The sequence below is a fragment of the Amycolatopsis ponsaeliensis genome, from assembly GCF_030182635.1.
Classification (GTDB): Bacteria; Actinomycetota; Actinomycetes; order Mycobacteriales; family Pseudonocardiaceae; genus Amycolatopsis; species Amycolatopsis ponsaeliensis.
Genome location: NZ_JAPZLD010000027.1, coordinates 38,497 through 52,097 on the forward strand (window position 1 = coordinate 38,497; position 13,601 = coordinate 52,097).

Annotated in this window: 15 protein-coding genes; 10 read left to right on the top strand and 5 right to left on the bottom strand. The window is 72.3% G+C overall.

Translation table 11 applies throughout. The features are described from left to right. Window positions 1–116 precede the first annotated feature (116 nt). From QQ657_RS33730 to QQ657_RS33745, 4 genes are all read left to right on the top strand, one after another. Window positions 117–773, top strand: coding sequence for a phosphoribosyltransferase (locus QQ657_RS33730; RefSeq protein ID WP_284746343.1), 657 nt, complete (start codon window positions 117–119; stop codon window positions 771–773). Between the two features lie 169 nt (window positions 774–942). After that, window positions 943–2,019, top strand: coding sequence for a fatty acid desaturase family protein (locus tag QQ657_RS33735; protein WP_284746344.1), 1,077 nt, complete (start codon window positions 943–945; stop codon window positions 2,017–2,019). 161 nt (window positions 2,020–2,180) lie between these two features. Next, the gene (locus tag QQ657_RS33740) at window positions 2,181–2,417 is read left to right on the top strand and encodes a hypothetical protein (RefSeq protein WP_284746345.1); all 237 of its coding nucleotides are present in this window, start codon (window positions 2,181–2,183) and stop codon (window positions 2,415–2,417) included. A gap of 48 nt (window positions 2,418–2,465) precedes the next feature. Further along, window positions 2,466–2,828 (top strand): hypothetical protein, encoded by a 363-nt coding sequence (locus QQ657_RS33745; protein ID WP_284746346.1) that lies wholly within the window; start codon window positions 2,466–2,468, stop codon window positions 2,826–2,828. A 262-nt stretch (window positions 2,829–3,090) separates the two neighbouring features. Here the strand turns inward: QQ657_RS33745 and QQ657_RS33750 are convergent, their stop codons facing one another. Then, the gene (locus QQ657_RS33750; protein ID WP_284746347.1) at window positions 3,091–3,765 is read right to left on the bottom strand and encodes a BON domain-containing protein; all 675 of its coding nucleotides are present in this window, start codon (window positions 3,763–3,765) and stop codon (window positions 3,091–3,093) included. A gap of 106 nt (window positions 3,766–3,871) precedes the next feature. Between QQ657_RS33750 and QQ657_RS33755 the strand changes: the two genes are divergently transcribed. Beyond that, window positions 3,872–4,564 (top strand): response regulator, encoded by a 693-nt coding sequence (locus tag QQ657_RS33755; RefSeq protein ID WP_284746429.1) that lies wholly within the window; start codon window positions 3,872–3,874, stop codon window positions 4,562–4,564. On the opposite strand, the gene QQ657_RS33760 is transcribed toward QQ657_RS33755, so the two are convergent. Further along, window positions 4,500–5,402 carry a nitroreductase family protein gene (locus tag QQ657_RS33760; protein ID WP_284746348.1) on the bottom strand — a complete coding sequence of 301 codons (903 nt, stop codon included), beginning with the start codon at window positions 5,400–5,402 and terminating at the stop codon, window positions 4,500–4,502. The genes QQ657_RS33755 and QQ657_RS33760 overlap by 65 nt on opposite strands. Window positions 5,403–5,572: 170 nt before the next feature. Here QQ657_RS33760 and QQ657_RS33765 point away from each other — a divergent pair, with 170 nt between their 5' ends. Both QQ657_RS33765 and QQ657_RS33770 read left to right on the top strand, forming a co-directional pair. Then, window positions 5,573–7,153: a GAF domain-containing sensor histidine kinase gene (locus tag QQ657_RS33765; protein ID WP_284746349.1), complete on the top strand. Its 1,581-nt coding sequence runs from the start codon at window positions 5,573–5,575 to the stop codon at window positions 7,151–7,153. Between the two features lie 50 nt (window positions 7,154–7,203). Then, complete coding sequence (locus QQ657_RS33770) at window positions 7,204–7,452, top strand: hypothetical protein (protein WP_284746350.1); 249 nt, start codon at window positions 7,204–7,206, stop codon at window positions 7,450–7,452. 275 nt (window positions 7,453–7,727) lie between these two features. On the opposite strand, the gene QQ657_RS33775 is transcribed toward QQ657_RS33770, so the two are convergent. Continuing rightward, window positions 7,728–8,204, bottom strand: a complete 477-nt coding sequence (locus QQ657_RS33775) for an SRPBCC family protein (protein ID WP_284746351.1) — start codon at window positions 8,202–8,204, stop codon at window positions 7,728–7,730. A 124-nt stretch (window positions 8,205–8,328) separates the two neighbouring features. Next, the gene (locus tag QQ657_RS33780; RefSeq protein ID WP_284746352.1) at window positions 8,329–9,195 is read right to left on the bottom strand and encodes a manganese catalase; all 867 of its coding nucleotides are present in this window, start codon (window positions 9,193–9,195) and stop codon (window positions 8,329–8,331) included. 216 nt (window positions 9,196–9,411) lie between these two features. On the opposite strand from QQ657_RS33780, the gene QQ657_RS33785 reads away from it, so the two are divergent. From QQ657_RS33785 to QQ657_RS33795, 3 genes are all read left to right on the top strand, one after another. Continuing rightward, the gene (locus QQ657_RS33785) at window positions 9,412–10,260 is read left to right on the top strand and encodes an SCO6745 family protein (RefSeq protein ID WP_284746353.1); all 849 of its coding nucleotides are present in this window, start codon (window positions 9,412–9,414) and stop codon (window positions 10,258–10,260) included. Window positions 10,261–10,397: 137 nt separating this feature from the next. Further along, the gene (locus QQ657_RS33790; protein WP_284746354.1) at window positions 10,398–11,738 is read left to right on the top strand and encodes a GH25 family lysozyme; all 1,341 of its coding nucleotides are present in this window, start codon (window positions 10,398–10,400) and stop codon (window positions 11,736–11,738) included. Between the two features lie 35 nt (window positions 11,739–11,773). Continuing rightward, window positions 11,774–12,502: a D-Ala-D-Ala carboxypeptidase family metallohydrolase gene (locus tag QQ657_RS33795; protein WP_284746355.1), complete on the top strand. Its 729-nt coding sequence runs from the start codon at window positions 11,774–11,776 to the stop codon at window positions 12,500–12,502. Between the two features lie 130 nt (window positions 12,503–12,632). Here QQ657_RS33795 and QQ657_RS33800 read toward each other — a convergent pair whose 3' ends face one another. Beyond that, a complete protein-coding gene (locus tag QQ657_RS33800; RefSeq protein ID WP_284746356.1) occupies window positions 12,633–13,601 on the bottom strand; it encodes a helix-turn-helix domain-containing protein in 969 nt (322 codons plus the stop codon).

Sequence of the window (13,601 nt, forward strand, 5' to 3'; positions counted from 1 at the left end):
CGGGCTGTCCATTGTGGATATCGGGCTACCGCCGGGCGCAGACCGGCGCCCGGCGGCCCGGGAGCGCGTACCGTGGAGGCGGAGACGGCCCTCCGTCTTCGACCCCGGGAGTTCCCATGCGGTTCCGTGATCGCCGGGAAGCCGGTGAACGGCTGGCCCTGCGCCTGCGTCAGCTCCGTGGCGGCCGGGCCGTCGTGCTCGGCCTGTCCGAGGGCGGGCTGGTGGTGGCCGCCCAGATCGCCGACGTGCTCGGCGCGCCGCTGGACGTCCTGCTCACCCAGCGGATCGAGGCCGCCGGACCGCCGCCGGTGCTGCTCGGCGCCGTCGGTGAAGGGGGTCTGCTCGTCTGGGACCACGATGCCATCCGCCGGTTCGACATCGCGGCGGTGGAGCTCACCCGGCTGGCCGACCGGGCGCGGGCCGGGCTGGCCCGGCAGGTCGCGGTCTACCGGCGCGACGTCGCGCCGGTGCCGATCGCGGGCCGGACCGTCGTCCTGGCCGACGACGGCGCTGCCACGGGCACGACCGCGCACACGGCGATCAGCGTCCTGCGGGCCCGCCAGGTCGGCCGGGTCGTGCTGGCCGTCCCGGTGGCCCAGGCCCCCGTCCTCGACCGGCTCGCCCGCGAGGCCGACGAATTCGTCTGCCTGCGCCCGCTGCCCTGGCTGCACGCGGTCCGCAACAGCTACCGGAAGTTCCCCGCGGTCGCCGACACCGAGGCGCTCGCCCTGCTGCACCGCGAACCCCGCCGGCCGACCGAGGTCGCCCGCTGAGGTCCACAATGGACCGGCAAACCGGCTGGTTACGCGCTTGTGGCGCCCGTGAAAACGATGCGGCACCACCCGCCTGGCCCAGTGCGCCGCGGTCGCCGGGGCATAGGGTGGGGTCCGGCCCTGGACCACGGCGATCCGGAAAACGGCTCCACCCGAGGAGAATCCGCTGATGACGACCAGTGCCAAGGAACTCGGCCACGCCGAGATCGAGAAGCTCGGCATCGAGCTCGACGAGCTGCGCCTGCGGGTCGCCGCCGACCTCGGCGCGGAAGACGCCGACTACATCCACAACGTCGTCGCGGTGCAACGGTTCTGTGAAGTTTCCGGCCGGCTCCTGCTGTTCGCCGGGTGGTTCCCGCCGGCGTGGGCGGGCGGGGTGGCGGCGCTGGCGCTGTCGAAGATCCTCGACAACATGGAGATCGGGCACAACGTCATGCACGGCCAGTACGACTGGATGAAGGACCCCGCGCTGAACTCGCGGACGTTCGAGTGGGACATGGTCTGCCCGGGCGAACAGTGGCGCCGCTCGCACAACTTCATGCACCACACCTACACCAACATCCTCGGCCAGGACCGGGACGTGGGCTACGGCATCCTGCGGATCACCGACGACCAGCCCTGGCACCCGTACTACCTGGGCAACCCGGTCTACGCGGCCGCGCAGGCGCTGTTCTTCGAGTACGGCATCATGCTGCACGACCTGGAGGTCGACCGGATCGTGCAGGGCCGCCGGCACTGGGCGGACGTCCGGCCGCTGCTGAAGCCGATGCTGCGCAAGGTCGCCCGGCAGGCCGGCCGGGACTACGTGGTCCACCCGCTGCTCACGGGGCCGCTGGCGCCGTTGACGCTGACGGCGAACGTCACCGCCAACGTGGTGCGCAACCTCTGGGCGTTCTCGATCATCTTCTGCGGCCACTTCCCCGACGGGGCCGAGGTGTTCACCGAAGAAGAGAGCGAAGACGAGAGCCGGGGGCAGTGGTACCTGCGCCAGATGCTCGGCTCGGCGAACATCACCGGGAGCCCGGTGTTCCACGTGCTTTCGGGCAACCTGAGTCACCAGATCGAGCACCACCTGTTCCCGGACCTGCCGAGTCACCGCTACCCGCGGATGGCCGCCGAGGTGCGGGAAATCTGCGAGCGTTACGGCCTGCCGTACAACACGGGTTCCCTGTCGCGTCAGCTCGGTTCCGTGGCGCGGAAGATCTTCCGGCTCGCGCTGCCGGCGAAACGCCCGATCCGGCCGTGATGTCCGGTCGACCGTCCACAGAGGACCTGGGTGGGGTCCGGCAGTCAGGACCACCCGGCTGGCGCTGCCGATCGGCCGTGGTCCGGGCGTAGTCTGGAGCACCGCCCCGGACCCCGGCGGACGATCCGTCGACCGAATCGGGGTTTGCCGTGGAATCAGGGGTGGACGACCTCTACGACGAGTACCCGGTGGGCTGGGTCCTCACCTACCGGCGTGGCCGGGCACCCGGTCCGCCGTCTGGCAGCTGCCTGGCCGGGGTGGTCGTCGGATCACCGGTGCGGGATCCGCGCACCGGCCTCGAAACGATCCCGCTTTCCCCGCTGGACGGTGGTCACACGGTCTGGATTCCGGACCGCGACGTCGTCGGGATCGAGCCTCGACGGCTCCCTCTGTCCTGAATGGACGCCCCCGGCAGAGATGATCGTCGAGCCAACCGAGGTGGGAGCATGGGTACGGGCGATGGTCCCGGCACGGACCGGCACTGGCCGGCGCGCCACGGAGGCGGTTACCCGCCGGGCTGGCAGGTGCGCTACCGCCGGCGCTCCGCCGTGGCCGCGCACGACCTGTTCGGCACGATCGCGGGTCCCAGCCTCCGCGACGAGCACACGAGCACCACCTGGGTGCCGGTGCGCCCCCGCACCGCGGCGCCCGACACCCCGCCGAACCTGGTGCGGGCACAGGACATCCTCGACGCCCGGCCGCCGGGCGAACCCGCCCTCGAGCGAGCCGTCGACGATGGCGAAGCCCGGCGCCGGAAGGTGGTCGTCGAACTGTGGGCGCGAAAGCCCGATGGTCACCCGGCGGGCTAGTGTCCTGAGTTGCAAGTTGTTTGACGCTGGAACGGGTTCGCCCACTGAAACTCCGGCGACGGTTCCGCCGTCGGGGTCGCGTCACGGCAGGGGGCCTCGGGGGCCCGTTGATGGAGGATTCTGGCCACTCGGCGTCCCAAATCCTCCATCGACACCTCGCTGTCATGCCCCAGTCGGACGATTCCGCCCGGCAGCGCGCGCTGCCTGGCCCCGGTCAACGAACCTCGGACGCGCGACACTAGGTGTTCCGCCGGGGGAGGGCTCAGCCGGAAAGCATCACCTGGTTGTCGACCGCGGTCACGCCGCGCGCGAACCACGCGGTCTGCTCGGCCGAACGGCGTTCGGCCGGGGTGAGGACGGCGCCGGTGAGGGTGACCTGCCCGTCGTCGACGCCGACCTCGACGTGCTGCTCGAGGCCCGGGGCGTGCCGGGCCAGTGCCGCGACGATCTTCGTCTTGATCTCGGCCGAGGGCACTCCCGGCGAAGGCCGCAGCGTGATCAGGTTCCGCACCCCGCTGATCCCGGGGAGCGCGGCCACCGCCTGGCGGGCGGCTTCGCGCTGGTGGTGCCAGTCCACCGACCCGCGCAGCGTGATCACCCGGTCGCGCACGTCGACCTGCACCGAGTCCTTCGGCACGAGGACCGTCCGGCGGTCGAACACGATCATGGCTTCCCGGGCGAGATCCACGTCCTCGGGCGCACCGTGGCCGTGCCGCACGAGGATCTTGTCCACGGTGGTGACCACGCCGTGGACGCGGGCCGCGGCGCGCAGGGCCTCTTCCTTCTCGGGGTACGTGCCGACGTGCCCGGACAGCGTCGCGACCCCGCTTGCGACGGTCACGCCGATTTCTTCGGCGTTGACGCTGGGGGTCCAGGCGAGCTCATCGGTGACGGCGCTCTTGACGTGATGATCGGGCCTGTGCTGGATCTGTGTCATCCCGTCACCGTGCTCCTCGCCTGCGGCGCGGCCTAGAGTCGCGCGACCTCTGTTCCGGGGTCGTCCGGCGCGCGGGCGGGCGTAGCCTGGGGCGGTGGATGACAGCATGCAGCGCGACCTGCCCGTCATCACCGTCTTCCTGGTCGACGACCACGAACTCGTGCGGCGCGGGGTCGCCGAGCTGATCGACGACGAAGGCGACCTGAAGGTCGTCGGGCAGGCTTCTTCGGTGGCCGAGGCCATGGCCAGGGTGCCCGCGCTGCGGCCGGACGTGGCGGTGCTGGACGTCCGGCTGCCCGACGGGAACGGGGTGGCGCTGTGCCGTGACCTGCGTGCGGCCCTGCCCGGCCTGCGGTGCCTGATGCTGACCTCCTTCACCGACGAGGATTCGATGGTGGAAGCGGTCCGGGCCGGCGCCGAGGGGTACGTGATCAAGGACGTGAAGGGGCTGCAGCTGGTCGACGCCATCCGCCGGGTGGGGGCGGGCGAGACGCTGCTGGACGGCCGGGCGGTCGCCGCGCTCGTGGCCGAGCTGCGGGCCGGCACCGGGGAACCGGGCCCGCTGGCGGGGCTGAGCGAGCAGGAGCTCGTCCTGCTGGACCTCCTGGGGGAAAGCCTGACGAACCGGCAGATCGCCGAGCGGATGTTCCTGGCCGAGAAGACCGTCAAGAACTACGTGTCCCGCCTGCTGGCGAAGCTCGGGCTGGAGCGGCGGTCCCAGGCGGCGGTCCTGGTCACCGGAATCCACGGTTCGCACCGCCGTCCGGACGACCGGCCGAGTACGGATGCTCGTCGCTGATCACGATGTCCTCGAGCGGCGTCCGCGCCAAGGACTGCACCGCGGCGCCGTGCCCGAGGCGCAGCATGATCTGGGGCCAGAGCCCGCCGCCGAGCAGCTGCCGCAGCTCGCGCCGGGTCGCCGGCGCGGCCATCGGCTGGGAGGAGAGCGCCGCCGAGAGTCCCGCGGCGGTGGCGGTCAGCAGGACCCGCTGCATGGCCTGACCGGACTGGAACCGGCCGAGCGCGGTGTCGTGCAGTGAACCGATGACCACGACCAGCCGGTCGGGTTCGACGTCGAGGTCCGTTCCGCCGCCGGGCCCCGGTGTCGCCGGCGGGACTTCCGCGTGGCGCATGATCTCCCGCAGCTGCGGTACCTGGTCGGCGGTGATGGTGGCCAGCCACGCGCGTTCCACTTCCGCCGCCCGCCGCAGCTGCCGCTGCACCACGGCCGGGACCACGGCGGTGGTGAAGGGCCGCCGGTTGCTCTGCCGGTCGGCGATGGCCGCCACGAGCTCCCCGTCGTGCGGCGCGATCGTCTCGTAGCCCTCCGGGCGCACGACGGCGAGCAGGTCGGGCCGGCCCGCCGAGGGGAACAGCCGTACGTCGGCGTGGCTGCCCTGCGCCTTGATCGCCAGCCGCAGGTTCAGCAGGGCCGCCCCGCAGTCCAGCAGGCGTTCCCGCTGTTCGCTGTCGGTGCCGGTGGTGAGCGGATCCGCGTACAGCTCGATGGCGTCCGGCGTGCACTGGAACCGCCATGGCCGCGCGTTCCGCAGCGGCGGGGGAGCCGTGGCCGCGAGGAGGACGGACCGCACCTGGCTCGCGCTGAGGTGCCCGACGGGCATGACACCGGTCTTCATGGACGGCTCCGAACTCCTGGGTTCCCGGACGCCCCTCACCGTCCGCCGCGGCCGCGGCGGGAGCCAAGTGCCGAACGGCACCCGTGGCCGGGCGAAGGTCGCCGGTTGCGAACGCGGTTCGGTTCTCCCGGATGCCGCCACGCGCCGGACCGCCGTGCCACTGTGGGGACATGCCCGAGGAAACGCCGTCGGGCCGGGACCGGATGGACGCGCTGCCGGCGGCCGTCCTGGCCTTTTCCGCCGGTTTGGAGCTCGAAACCACGCTGCAGCGGATCGTGACCGCCGCGGCCGGCCTGGTCGGCGCCCGGTACGGCGCGCTGGCCCTGCTCGACGAGGACGGCCGGACGACCGCGTTCGCCGTCACCGGCGTCGACGCCGCCACCCGGGACCGGATCGGCCCGCCCCCGGACGGTCACGGGCTGCTCGGCGACCTGGTGACCGGCCGGGTTCCGGTGCGCCTGCCCGAGCTGGGCGCGCAGGGATTCCCGCCGGGCCACCCGCCGATGCGGGCCTTCCTCGGTGTCCCGCTGGTGGTGCGGGGCACGATCCTCGGCCGGCTCTACCTCGGCGGAGAGCAGCCCTTCACCGCCGACGACGAGCGCGCGATCGTGGCGCTGGCGGCGGCCGCCGGGTTCGCCGTGGACAACGCGCGGCTCTACGAGGAGAGCCGGAGCCGGCAGCGATGGCTGGAAGCGACCGGCGAGATCTCCGCCGAGCTGCTGGGCGGCACCGACGTCCACGCGGTGCTGCGCCTGGTCGCGAGCCGCGCCGCCGAGCTCACCGGCGCCGACGACGCGCTCATCGCGCTGCCCGTGGCGCCCGGTGGCCCACTGGCCGTGACGGTGTGCGCGGGGCCCGACGCCGAGGTGCTGACCGGCCGCCGGATCCCGCTCGACGGGTCGACCTCGGGCGCGGTCCTGCGCGACCACGTGCCGCGCAACGTGCCGGCCCTGGCGTACGACCTGGGCATGGACCTCGGGCCGGCGCTGGCGGTCCGGCTGCGCTCCGGCTCGCGCTCGGGTGCGGCGGTGCTCCTGGCGATCCGCGCGCCCGGCGCGGCGCGGTTCGGCGAGCACGAGCTCCAGCTCGTGTCCGCCTTCGCCGACCAGGCCGCGCTGGCCCTGCGGGACGCCGAAAGCCAGGCCGCACGGCGGGAGCTGGACGTGGTGGTGGACCGCGACCGGATCGCCCGCGACCTGCACGACCACGTCATCCAGCGGCTGTTCGCGGTCGGCCTCGGCATCGAAGGCACCCGCCGCCGGTCGGCCTCGCCCGCGGTGACCGCCCGGCTCACCCAGCACATCGACCAGCTCCAGGACGTCATCGAGGAGATCCGCAGCGCGATCTTCGCCTTGCACGCCCAGCCGGGAGCGGGCCGGCGCCTGCGCACGCGTCTGCAGAACGCGATCACCGACACGACCGCGGATTCCGCGATCCACACGACGGTACGGCTGTCGGGCGCGATCGACCGGGTGCCCGCGGGCCTGGCGGAGCACGCGGAGGCGGTCGTCCGCGAAGCGGTCAGCAACGTCCTGCGCCACGCACGCGCGGCGGAGCTGACGGTCACCGTTTCCCTGGACGGCGACCTGGTCGTCGAGGTTTCGGACTCGGGGATCGGCATGCCGGAAGCCGTGGCACGCAGCGGGCTCCGCAACCTCGAGCAGCGCGCCGCGGAAGCGGGCGGATCGCTGCGGCTCGAACGCCCGGCCGCGGGCGGCACCCGGCTGGTGTGGACGAGCCCGGTGCCCTGACGCGCGCCTTCTCCCCGGGTAGCGGCCGGGGATTCGGGTATCCGCCGGTCATGACGAACGATCGAGAAGAGCCGGACCGCACTGACGTGCCCGGAGAAGCCCGGCCCGCCGAAACCTTGGACCGCGGGCTCGCCCCGCCGTCGGTGGTCCCGGAGATCACCTCGACCCATCCACTCGACCGCGGGCTCGCCCCGCCCGACGACGAGGAGGAGACCGGCCCGGGCTCCGCGCGGACCTCGCCGAGCTGTTCAGGGAAAGGGCATGCGCAGCCGCACGATCGCCCGCACCAGACCTGGTAACCCGGACCAAACGTCTTGAATGAGTCATTCAGGACCTCCGAAGACCTGAATGACTCATTCAAGACGTTCGCACTCGCCGCAGCGCTATCAACGAACCTCGGACGCGCGCGACACTAGCCGAGATGTCCGGGGAGGCCGGCCGGCCTCCGCGACCGACCGGTCCACTTCGGACAGTGGGCGGCCCGGGAGACCTTCCTGCGAAAGCGAACCGGCCCACGCCGAACGGCCGGCCCTCCCGAGAGTGGTTCTCGGGAGGACCGGCCGCGGTGCTGGTGTTACTTCGCGGTGTGCTGGCCGGGACGGTCGACGTCGCCGCGCCAGGCGCCGGTCTCGTGGCCGTCGCGGACCTCGATGAACTTCTTGAACCGGTCGAGGTCGCCCTGGACCCGGTGGTCGAGGATGCCGAGCTTGTCGGCGGCGTTCTCGACGAAGCCTTCGGGGTCGATGTCCATCTGGACCGTGACCCGCGTGCTGGTGTCGTCCAGACGGTGCACGGTGACGACGCCGGCGTGGTTGGGGCCGGAGTCGGACTTCCAGGCGACCCGCTCGTCGCGGTTCTGCTCGGTGATCGTGGCGTCGAACTGCCTGGTGACGCCGGCGACGCTGATGGTCCAGTGGGTGTGGGTGTTGTCCACCTGCTCGATGCGGTCGACGCCTTCCATGAAGCGGGGGAAGTCGGCGAACTGGGTCCACTGGTTGTAGACGGTGCTCACGTCGGCTTCGACGTCGACGGACTTGGTGATCGTGCTCATGCCGCGGTCGCTCCTTCTCTTTGTTTTCGGGATACCGCACTCGCAGTGCACGGCCACTGTTCGGCTACCCGCCGATCCAGTGGATAAACCGGCGTGCCGGCTGCCGGTGGGTTTCGGCGATCGGTCACTTTCGCTTGTTCTTGGCGGACTTCGCCTTTCCCTTGACCGTCCCGGCGGCGTTCATCGTGGGGGAGTAGGTGCCGTACAGCGCGGGATCCGGCTTGGGTGCCGTCCCCGGTCCGCCGAGGGGCTTCGGGTCGGTGACGTAGCCGATCGCCGAGCCGTGGTAGCTCCAGTCGGCCTTCGGGCCGTCCGGGCCGTCGGAGAGGTGCCAGATCGCGTTGTTGTGGTCCTGGTTCTCCTCGTCGAACAGGGCGTCCGGGACGATCGGGCCTTCGAGGCGGTCGGCTTCCAGCTCTTCGATCGCGGCCAGCCACTGCTTCTGGTGGACGGTGTCGCGGGCGAGGTTGAACTGCAGCATGGCCTTGACGCCGGGGTCGTCGGTCATGTTGTAGAGCCGGGCGGTCTGCAGCCGGCCCTGGGCTTCGGCGGCGACGTTGGAGCGGAAGTCGGCGAGGAGGTTGCCGGAGGCGATGATGTACTTGCCGTTCCAGGGGGTGCCGTTGCTGTCGGCGGGCAGTGCGCCGCCGCCGGCGACGATCACCTGCTGGAGGTCCATCCCGCCGAGCACCGCGGCCATCGCGGGGTCTTTCGCGGCCTCCGCCGTCACGGTGGCGGGAGCGCCTTCCAGCAGGCGGGCGACCATCGTGGCGAGCATTTCGACGTGCCCGAGCTCCTCGGTGGCCGTGTCCATGATCAGGTCCTTGTACTTGCCCTCGATCCGGCAGTTCCAGCCCTGGAACAGGTACTGCATCGCGACGGTCAGCTCGCCGCAGGCACCGCCGATCAGCTCCTGGAGCTTGTGGGCGAAGACGGCGTCGGGCTTGTCGGGCTTGGCTTCGAACTGCAGGAGCGTCGTGTGACGGAACACTGGTGACCTTCCGGGAAGTACGCGGCGGCCGGGCTGCCGGGCGCGGAATCGCCGGGTTTCCCCCGCCCGGCCCGGATAACCCGATTTTCCCGGTTCACCCGTATGGACCACGGGCGAGCCCGGCGGCCGTGCGTGCCGGTGCGGCCGACGACCGGCGGTGGGCGGGCCCGGATCAGCACGACCCACGCCGTACCGACCGGATGGTATGTTCGCCGCGTGATCGAAGCGGCGCGCCGGACCTGGCGATTTCTCGAGCCCTACCACGGAATGATCTACTTCGCCCCGGAAGCCGCGGCCGCCTACGGGAAGCTCGGTCTCACCGGCCGCGCCGGCTATTTCGCGTCGCGGTCGGCGGCGCTCGGCGCGGTTCCGGCGCCGGTCGTGGTCGCGACCTTCTACAACTTCAACCCGGCCCTCGTCGAGGCGTCGATCAGCACCGCCTGGTCCACCACCGACCCGGCCGCCGTCCTCGCCGCGCGCTACGCCGCGGCCGACCAGGCGTTGCGCGGCATCCTCGGCGACGCGATCACCTCGCCCGAGATGCGCCGAGCGGCCGCCCTCCTGCGTGAGGCCGCCGAGACGGTCACCGGCGACGTCACCGGCCGCCCGCTCTTCGCCGCCCACGCGGCCCTGCCGTGGCCCGACGAACCCCACCTGGTTCTGTGGCACGCGCAGACCCTGCTCCGCGAGTACCGCGGCGACGCGCACATCGCCGCCCTGCTGACGGCCGGCCTGCGCGGCATCGAAGCCCTCGTCACCCACGCCGCTTCCGGCGCCATCCCCGCCGAAACCCTGCGCACCTCCCGGTCGTGGTCCGAGGACGACTGGACCCGGGCCGTCGCCGGCCTCCGCGAGCGGGACTGGCTCACCGACGACGCCGTCCTGACGTTCACCCCCGCCGGCGCGGCCCGCCGGGCTGAGATCGAGAAGGCGACCGACGAAAACAGCGTGACTCCCTACGCCCACATCGGCGAGCCCGCCTGCGCCGAACTGCAGACGCTGGTGAGCCCGTTCAGCCGGGCGCTCGCCGGGAAACTCATGCCCTGGGCGCTCGCGAGGCAGTAGCGGGACGGCGGAAGGCGTCCCAGCCGTGTCCCACGGGGGTGGCGTTCCCGCTGGTCCGGTGCGGTGGGACTGTCCCGGCGTCCCGAGTCGGCCGCCGACCGGCGACCGGCGGGCCGGCCACTGCCAGCCTCCTCGCCATGCAAAGACTCGCTCTGGCCGTCGCGGTGCTGCTGGTGTTCCCCGCCGCGACCGCCGCCACCGCCACCGCCGCCACCGCCACCGCCGCGGCCGACGCCGTCGCGGTGTGCGGGCACACCAGTGCCCAGCCCACCCTGAAACAGGGGTCGACCGGCGCCGAGGTCGTCGAAGCCCAGTGCCAGCTGAACCTGGCCACCAAGGCGAGCCGGTACACGCCCATCGGCGCGGACGGCTCCTTCGGCGCGGCGACCGATGCCCGGGTCCGCGTCTTCCAGCGCTGCGCCGCCTTGAGCGTGGACGGCGAAATCGGGCCGAACACGTGGGCCGCGCTGAACTCGTGGGCCGCGCACCCGAAGAAGTGCGCCACCCCAGGCACCTCCGACACCGCGCAGAGCGTGGTGTGCGGCTTCTCCACGGCGCGGCCGACCCTGCAGAGCGGGTCCACCGGCACGGACGTCAAGGAACTCCAGTGCCGGCTGAACCTCGCCATGGAGCCGGGCCACTACCCGCCGCTGACGGTCGACGGCAACTTCGGTGACGGCACCCGCAACCGGGTGATCCAGTTCCAGCACTGCGTCAACGCCAGTGCCGACGGCGTCGCCGGGCCCACCACGTGGGCGAAGGTCAGCGACTGGTCCAGCCGCAACGCCTACTGCACGCCGCCGAAGCCCGCCGGGCACCCGATCGACGGCGTCGACACGGCGAAGTACCAGCACCCCGGTGGCGCGCCGATCAACTGGGGCGCGGTGAAGGCGTCCGGGGTCGAGTTCGCGACCGTCAAGGCGACCCGCGGCCTGAACGTCACCGACGAGTACCTGGCCACGGACCTGCCCGCCGCCCGCACCGCCGGCCTGGCCGTGGGGCCGTACCACTTCTACACCGGCACCGCGGCCAACACCGGCGGCGCGCAGGCGGACCGGTTCATCGCCGCCGTGCGGGCCACCGGGTACACCGGCAAGCGCGCCGGCGACCTGCCGCCCGTGTTCGACCTGGAGTGGAAGGACGACGGCTCCGGCGGCTGCCCGCCGTACGTCACCGTCGCCGACGCCAAGGCGTGGCTGGACAAGGTGGCCGCGGCGTTCGGCCGGACCCCGATCATCTACACCCAGAAGTCGTTCCTGGACGCCTGTCTGGGCGGCACCACGGCCCTGTCCGGCTATCCGATGCAGCTCGCCGACTACCGCCAGTCCGTCACGCAGCCGGCGCTGCCCGCCGGGTCGTCGACCTGGCTGATGTGGCAGTACACCGACGCGGCCATCGCCGACGGCATTCCCGCGCCGGCGACCGGTGACGTCTTCAACGGCACCCAGGCCGCTCTCGACCAGCTCGCCAACCGCTGATTCCCCGTTAGGAAAGGACGAGAATGAGACTCCCCATGAGCCGCCGCACGGTACTGCGCGGCGCGGTGGTGCTCGGCGCGACCGCGGCGGTCACCCCGCTGCTGCTTTCGGGCACCGCCCAGGCGTACCCGTGGTCCCGCACCCTGGCCGAGGGCAGCACGGGCGCCGACGTCACCGAGCTCCAGATCCGGGTGGCGGGCTGGGCGGCCGACAGCCCCAGCCACAGCCGGGTCTCGATCGACGGCGAGTTCGGCCCCGGCACGGCGGCGGCGGTCCGCCGGTTCCAGGCGGCCTACGGCCTGGGCGCGGACGGCCAGGCCGGCCCGGCCACCCAGTCCGCGCTCAACGCGCTGGAGCAGAGCGACGGGTCCACCGCGCACTTCAACTTCAGCGAGTTCACCGACCGGGTCAGCGGCACCTTCAACGGCGGCAAGGTCAGCGCGGCCACCGCCAAGGAGAACGCCCGCCGCTGCATGTACAAGCTGGAAGCGGTGCGCAAGAAGCTCGGGAACAAGGCGATCACGGTGAACTCCGGGTTCCGCAGCATCGCGCACAACGCGGAGATCGGCGGCGCCAGCGACAGCATGCACATGTACGGCACCGCGGCCGACCTGGACGTGCCGGGCGTGGCCAACAAGACCGTCTACCAGAAGGCCGAGACCAGCGGGTTCTCCGGCCTGGAGACCTACAACACCGACCACCAGCACGTGGACAGCCGGGCCGACCTCGGCCGCGCGTGGTGGTGGGAGAACGGCACGGTCTGACCGGCGACTGGGGGTCTGACGCCGGAAACCCCGCCCTCGGGGGTTTCCGGCGTCAGCGTGCCGCGGAACCCGCACCCTCCGGCCCGTTCACCCGGGCCGCCCCTCGCGGAGGGCGCGGGTTCCGCCCTGCTCAGTGCGCCTGCGGGTTCTGGAGGGCCGCCGAGCAGGACGGCCAGTCGTGGAAGTCGTGGTGCGCGCTCCACAGGCGGTGCGCCGCGTCGATGTTCCAGACCGGGTCGAACGCCTGGCGCGGCGTGCCGCCCAGGTCCAGCAGGCGGGCGTCGGAGATCTGGAAGATCCCCCAGTTGCGGCTGCCGTTCGTGTTCGGCAGCACCCACAGCGGATCGAGGAACGACGCGCAGCGGGCGATCGCGACCGCGGTGTCCGGCGCCTCGGTGAACACGGCCCGGACCCGCTGCTCCACCATGGCCGCCGACCAGCCCGCCAGGCTGGTCCGGTGGTCGTACAACGCGGTCTTGGTGGCCTCGTCGACGACGCCGCGCGCGGGCAGGCCGGCCAGCACCTGGAACGCGGTGACCCGGCGCAGCGTCTCGGGGCCGAACGAGCCGTCGACCGAAAGCCGTCCCTGCGCGGAGACCAGCAGGTTCTGCACCTCGGTGACGCACTCGTCGTGCTGGCCCATGCTCACCGGGGGCCGGCACGCGGGGGAGAACAGCATCCGGTCGGCGTAGCGGCCGGGAGCCGGTTCGGACCCGTCGGCGGTGACCCAGACCAGGCCGCCGGCCAGCAGCACCGCGATCGCGACGGCCACCGCCGCGTACGCGCGCCTGTGCCGCCGCGGCGCGACGTCCGCTGGTGGTTCGGCGTGCTCCGACGGCACCTCGTCGTCCCGGGCGGCGTCGGCCAGGGCCCACAGCTGGTGCAGTTCGCGCAGCTCCTCCGCGGACGCGCCGCAGACCTTGGCGAACGAGTGGACCACGCGGTAGTCGGCGGGCACGCTCTTGCCCGAGCAGTACCGGTGCAGGCTGGAGCCACTGGCCCCGGCCTGCCGGCCGAGCCGTTCGTAGCCCTGCCCGCTGCGGTCCTTCAACATGCGCAGGTAGGCGGCGAACTTGTCCGCGTGCAATGTCACGGTCAC

Bases quoted from the DNA above. Each gene is read 5' to 3' on its own strand.
- QQ657_RS33730 (WP_284746343.1), top strand. From the start codon at position 117: ATGCGGTTCCGTGATCGCCGGGAAGCCGGTGAACGGCTGGCCCTGCGC.
- QQ657_RS33735 (WP_284746344.1), top strand. From the start codon at position 943: ATGACGACCAGTGCCAAGGAACTCGGCCACGCCGAGATCGAGAAGCTC.
- QQ657_RS33745 (WP_284746346.1), top strand. From the start codon at position 2,466: ATGGGTACGGGCGATGGTCCCGGCACGGACCGGCACTGGCCGGCGCGC.
- QQ657_RS33750 (WP_284746347.1), bottom strand. From the start codon at position 3,765: ATGACACAGATCCAGCACAGGCCCGATCATCACGTCAAGAGCGCCGTC.
- QQ657_RS33755 (WP_284746429.1), top strand. From the start codon at position 3,872: ATGCAGCGCGACCTGCCCGTCATCACCGTCTTCCTGGTCGACGACCAC.
- QQ657_RS33760 (WP_284746348.1), bottom strand. From the start codon at position 5,402: ATGAAGACCGGTGTCATGCCCGTCGGGCACCTCAGCGCGAGCCAGGTG.
- QQ657_RS33765 (WP_284746349.1), top strand. From the start codon at position 5,573: ATGCCCGAGGAAACGCCGTCGGGCCGGGACCGGATGGACGCGCTGCCG.
- QQ657_RS33770 (WP_284746350.1), top strand. From the start codon at position 7,204: ATGACGAACGATCGAGAAGAGCCGGACCGCACTGACGTGCCCGGAGAA.
- QQ657_RS33775 (WP_284746351.1), bottom strand. From the start codon at position 8,204: ATGAGCACGATCACCAAGTCCGTCGACGTCGAAGCCGACGTGAGCACC.
- QQ657_RS33790 (WP_284746354.1), top strand. From the start codon at position 10,398: ATGCAAAGACTCGCTCTGGCCGTCGCGGTGCTGCTGGTGTTCCCCGCC.
- QQ657_RS33795 (WP_284746355.1), top strand. From the start codon at position 11,774: ATGAGCCGCCGCACGGTACTGCGCGGCGCGGTGGTGCTCGGCGCGACC.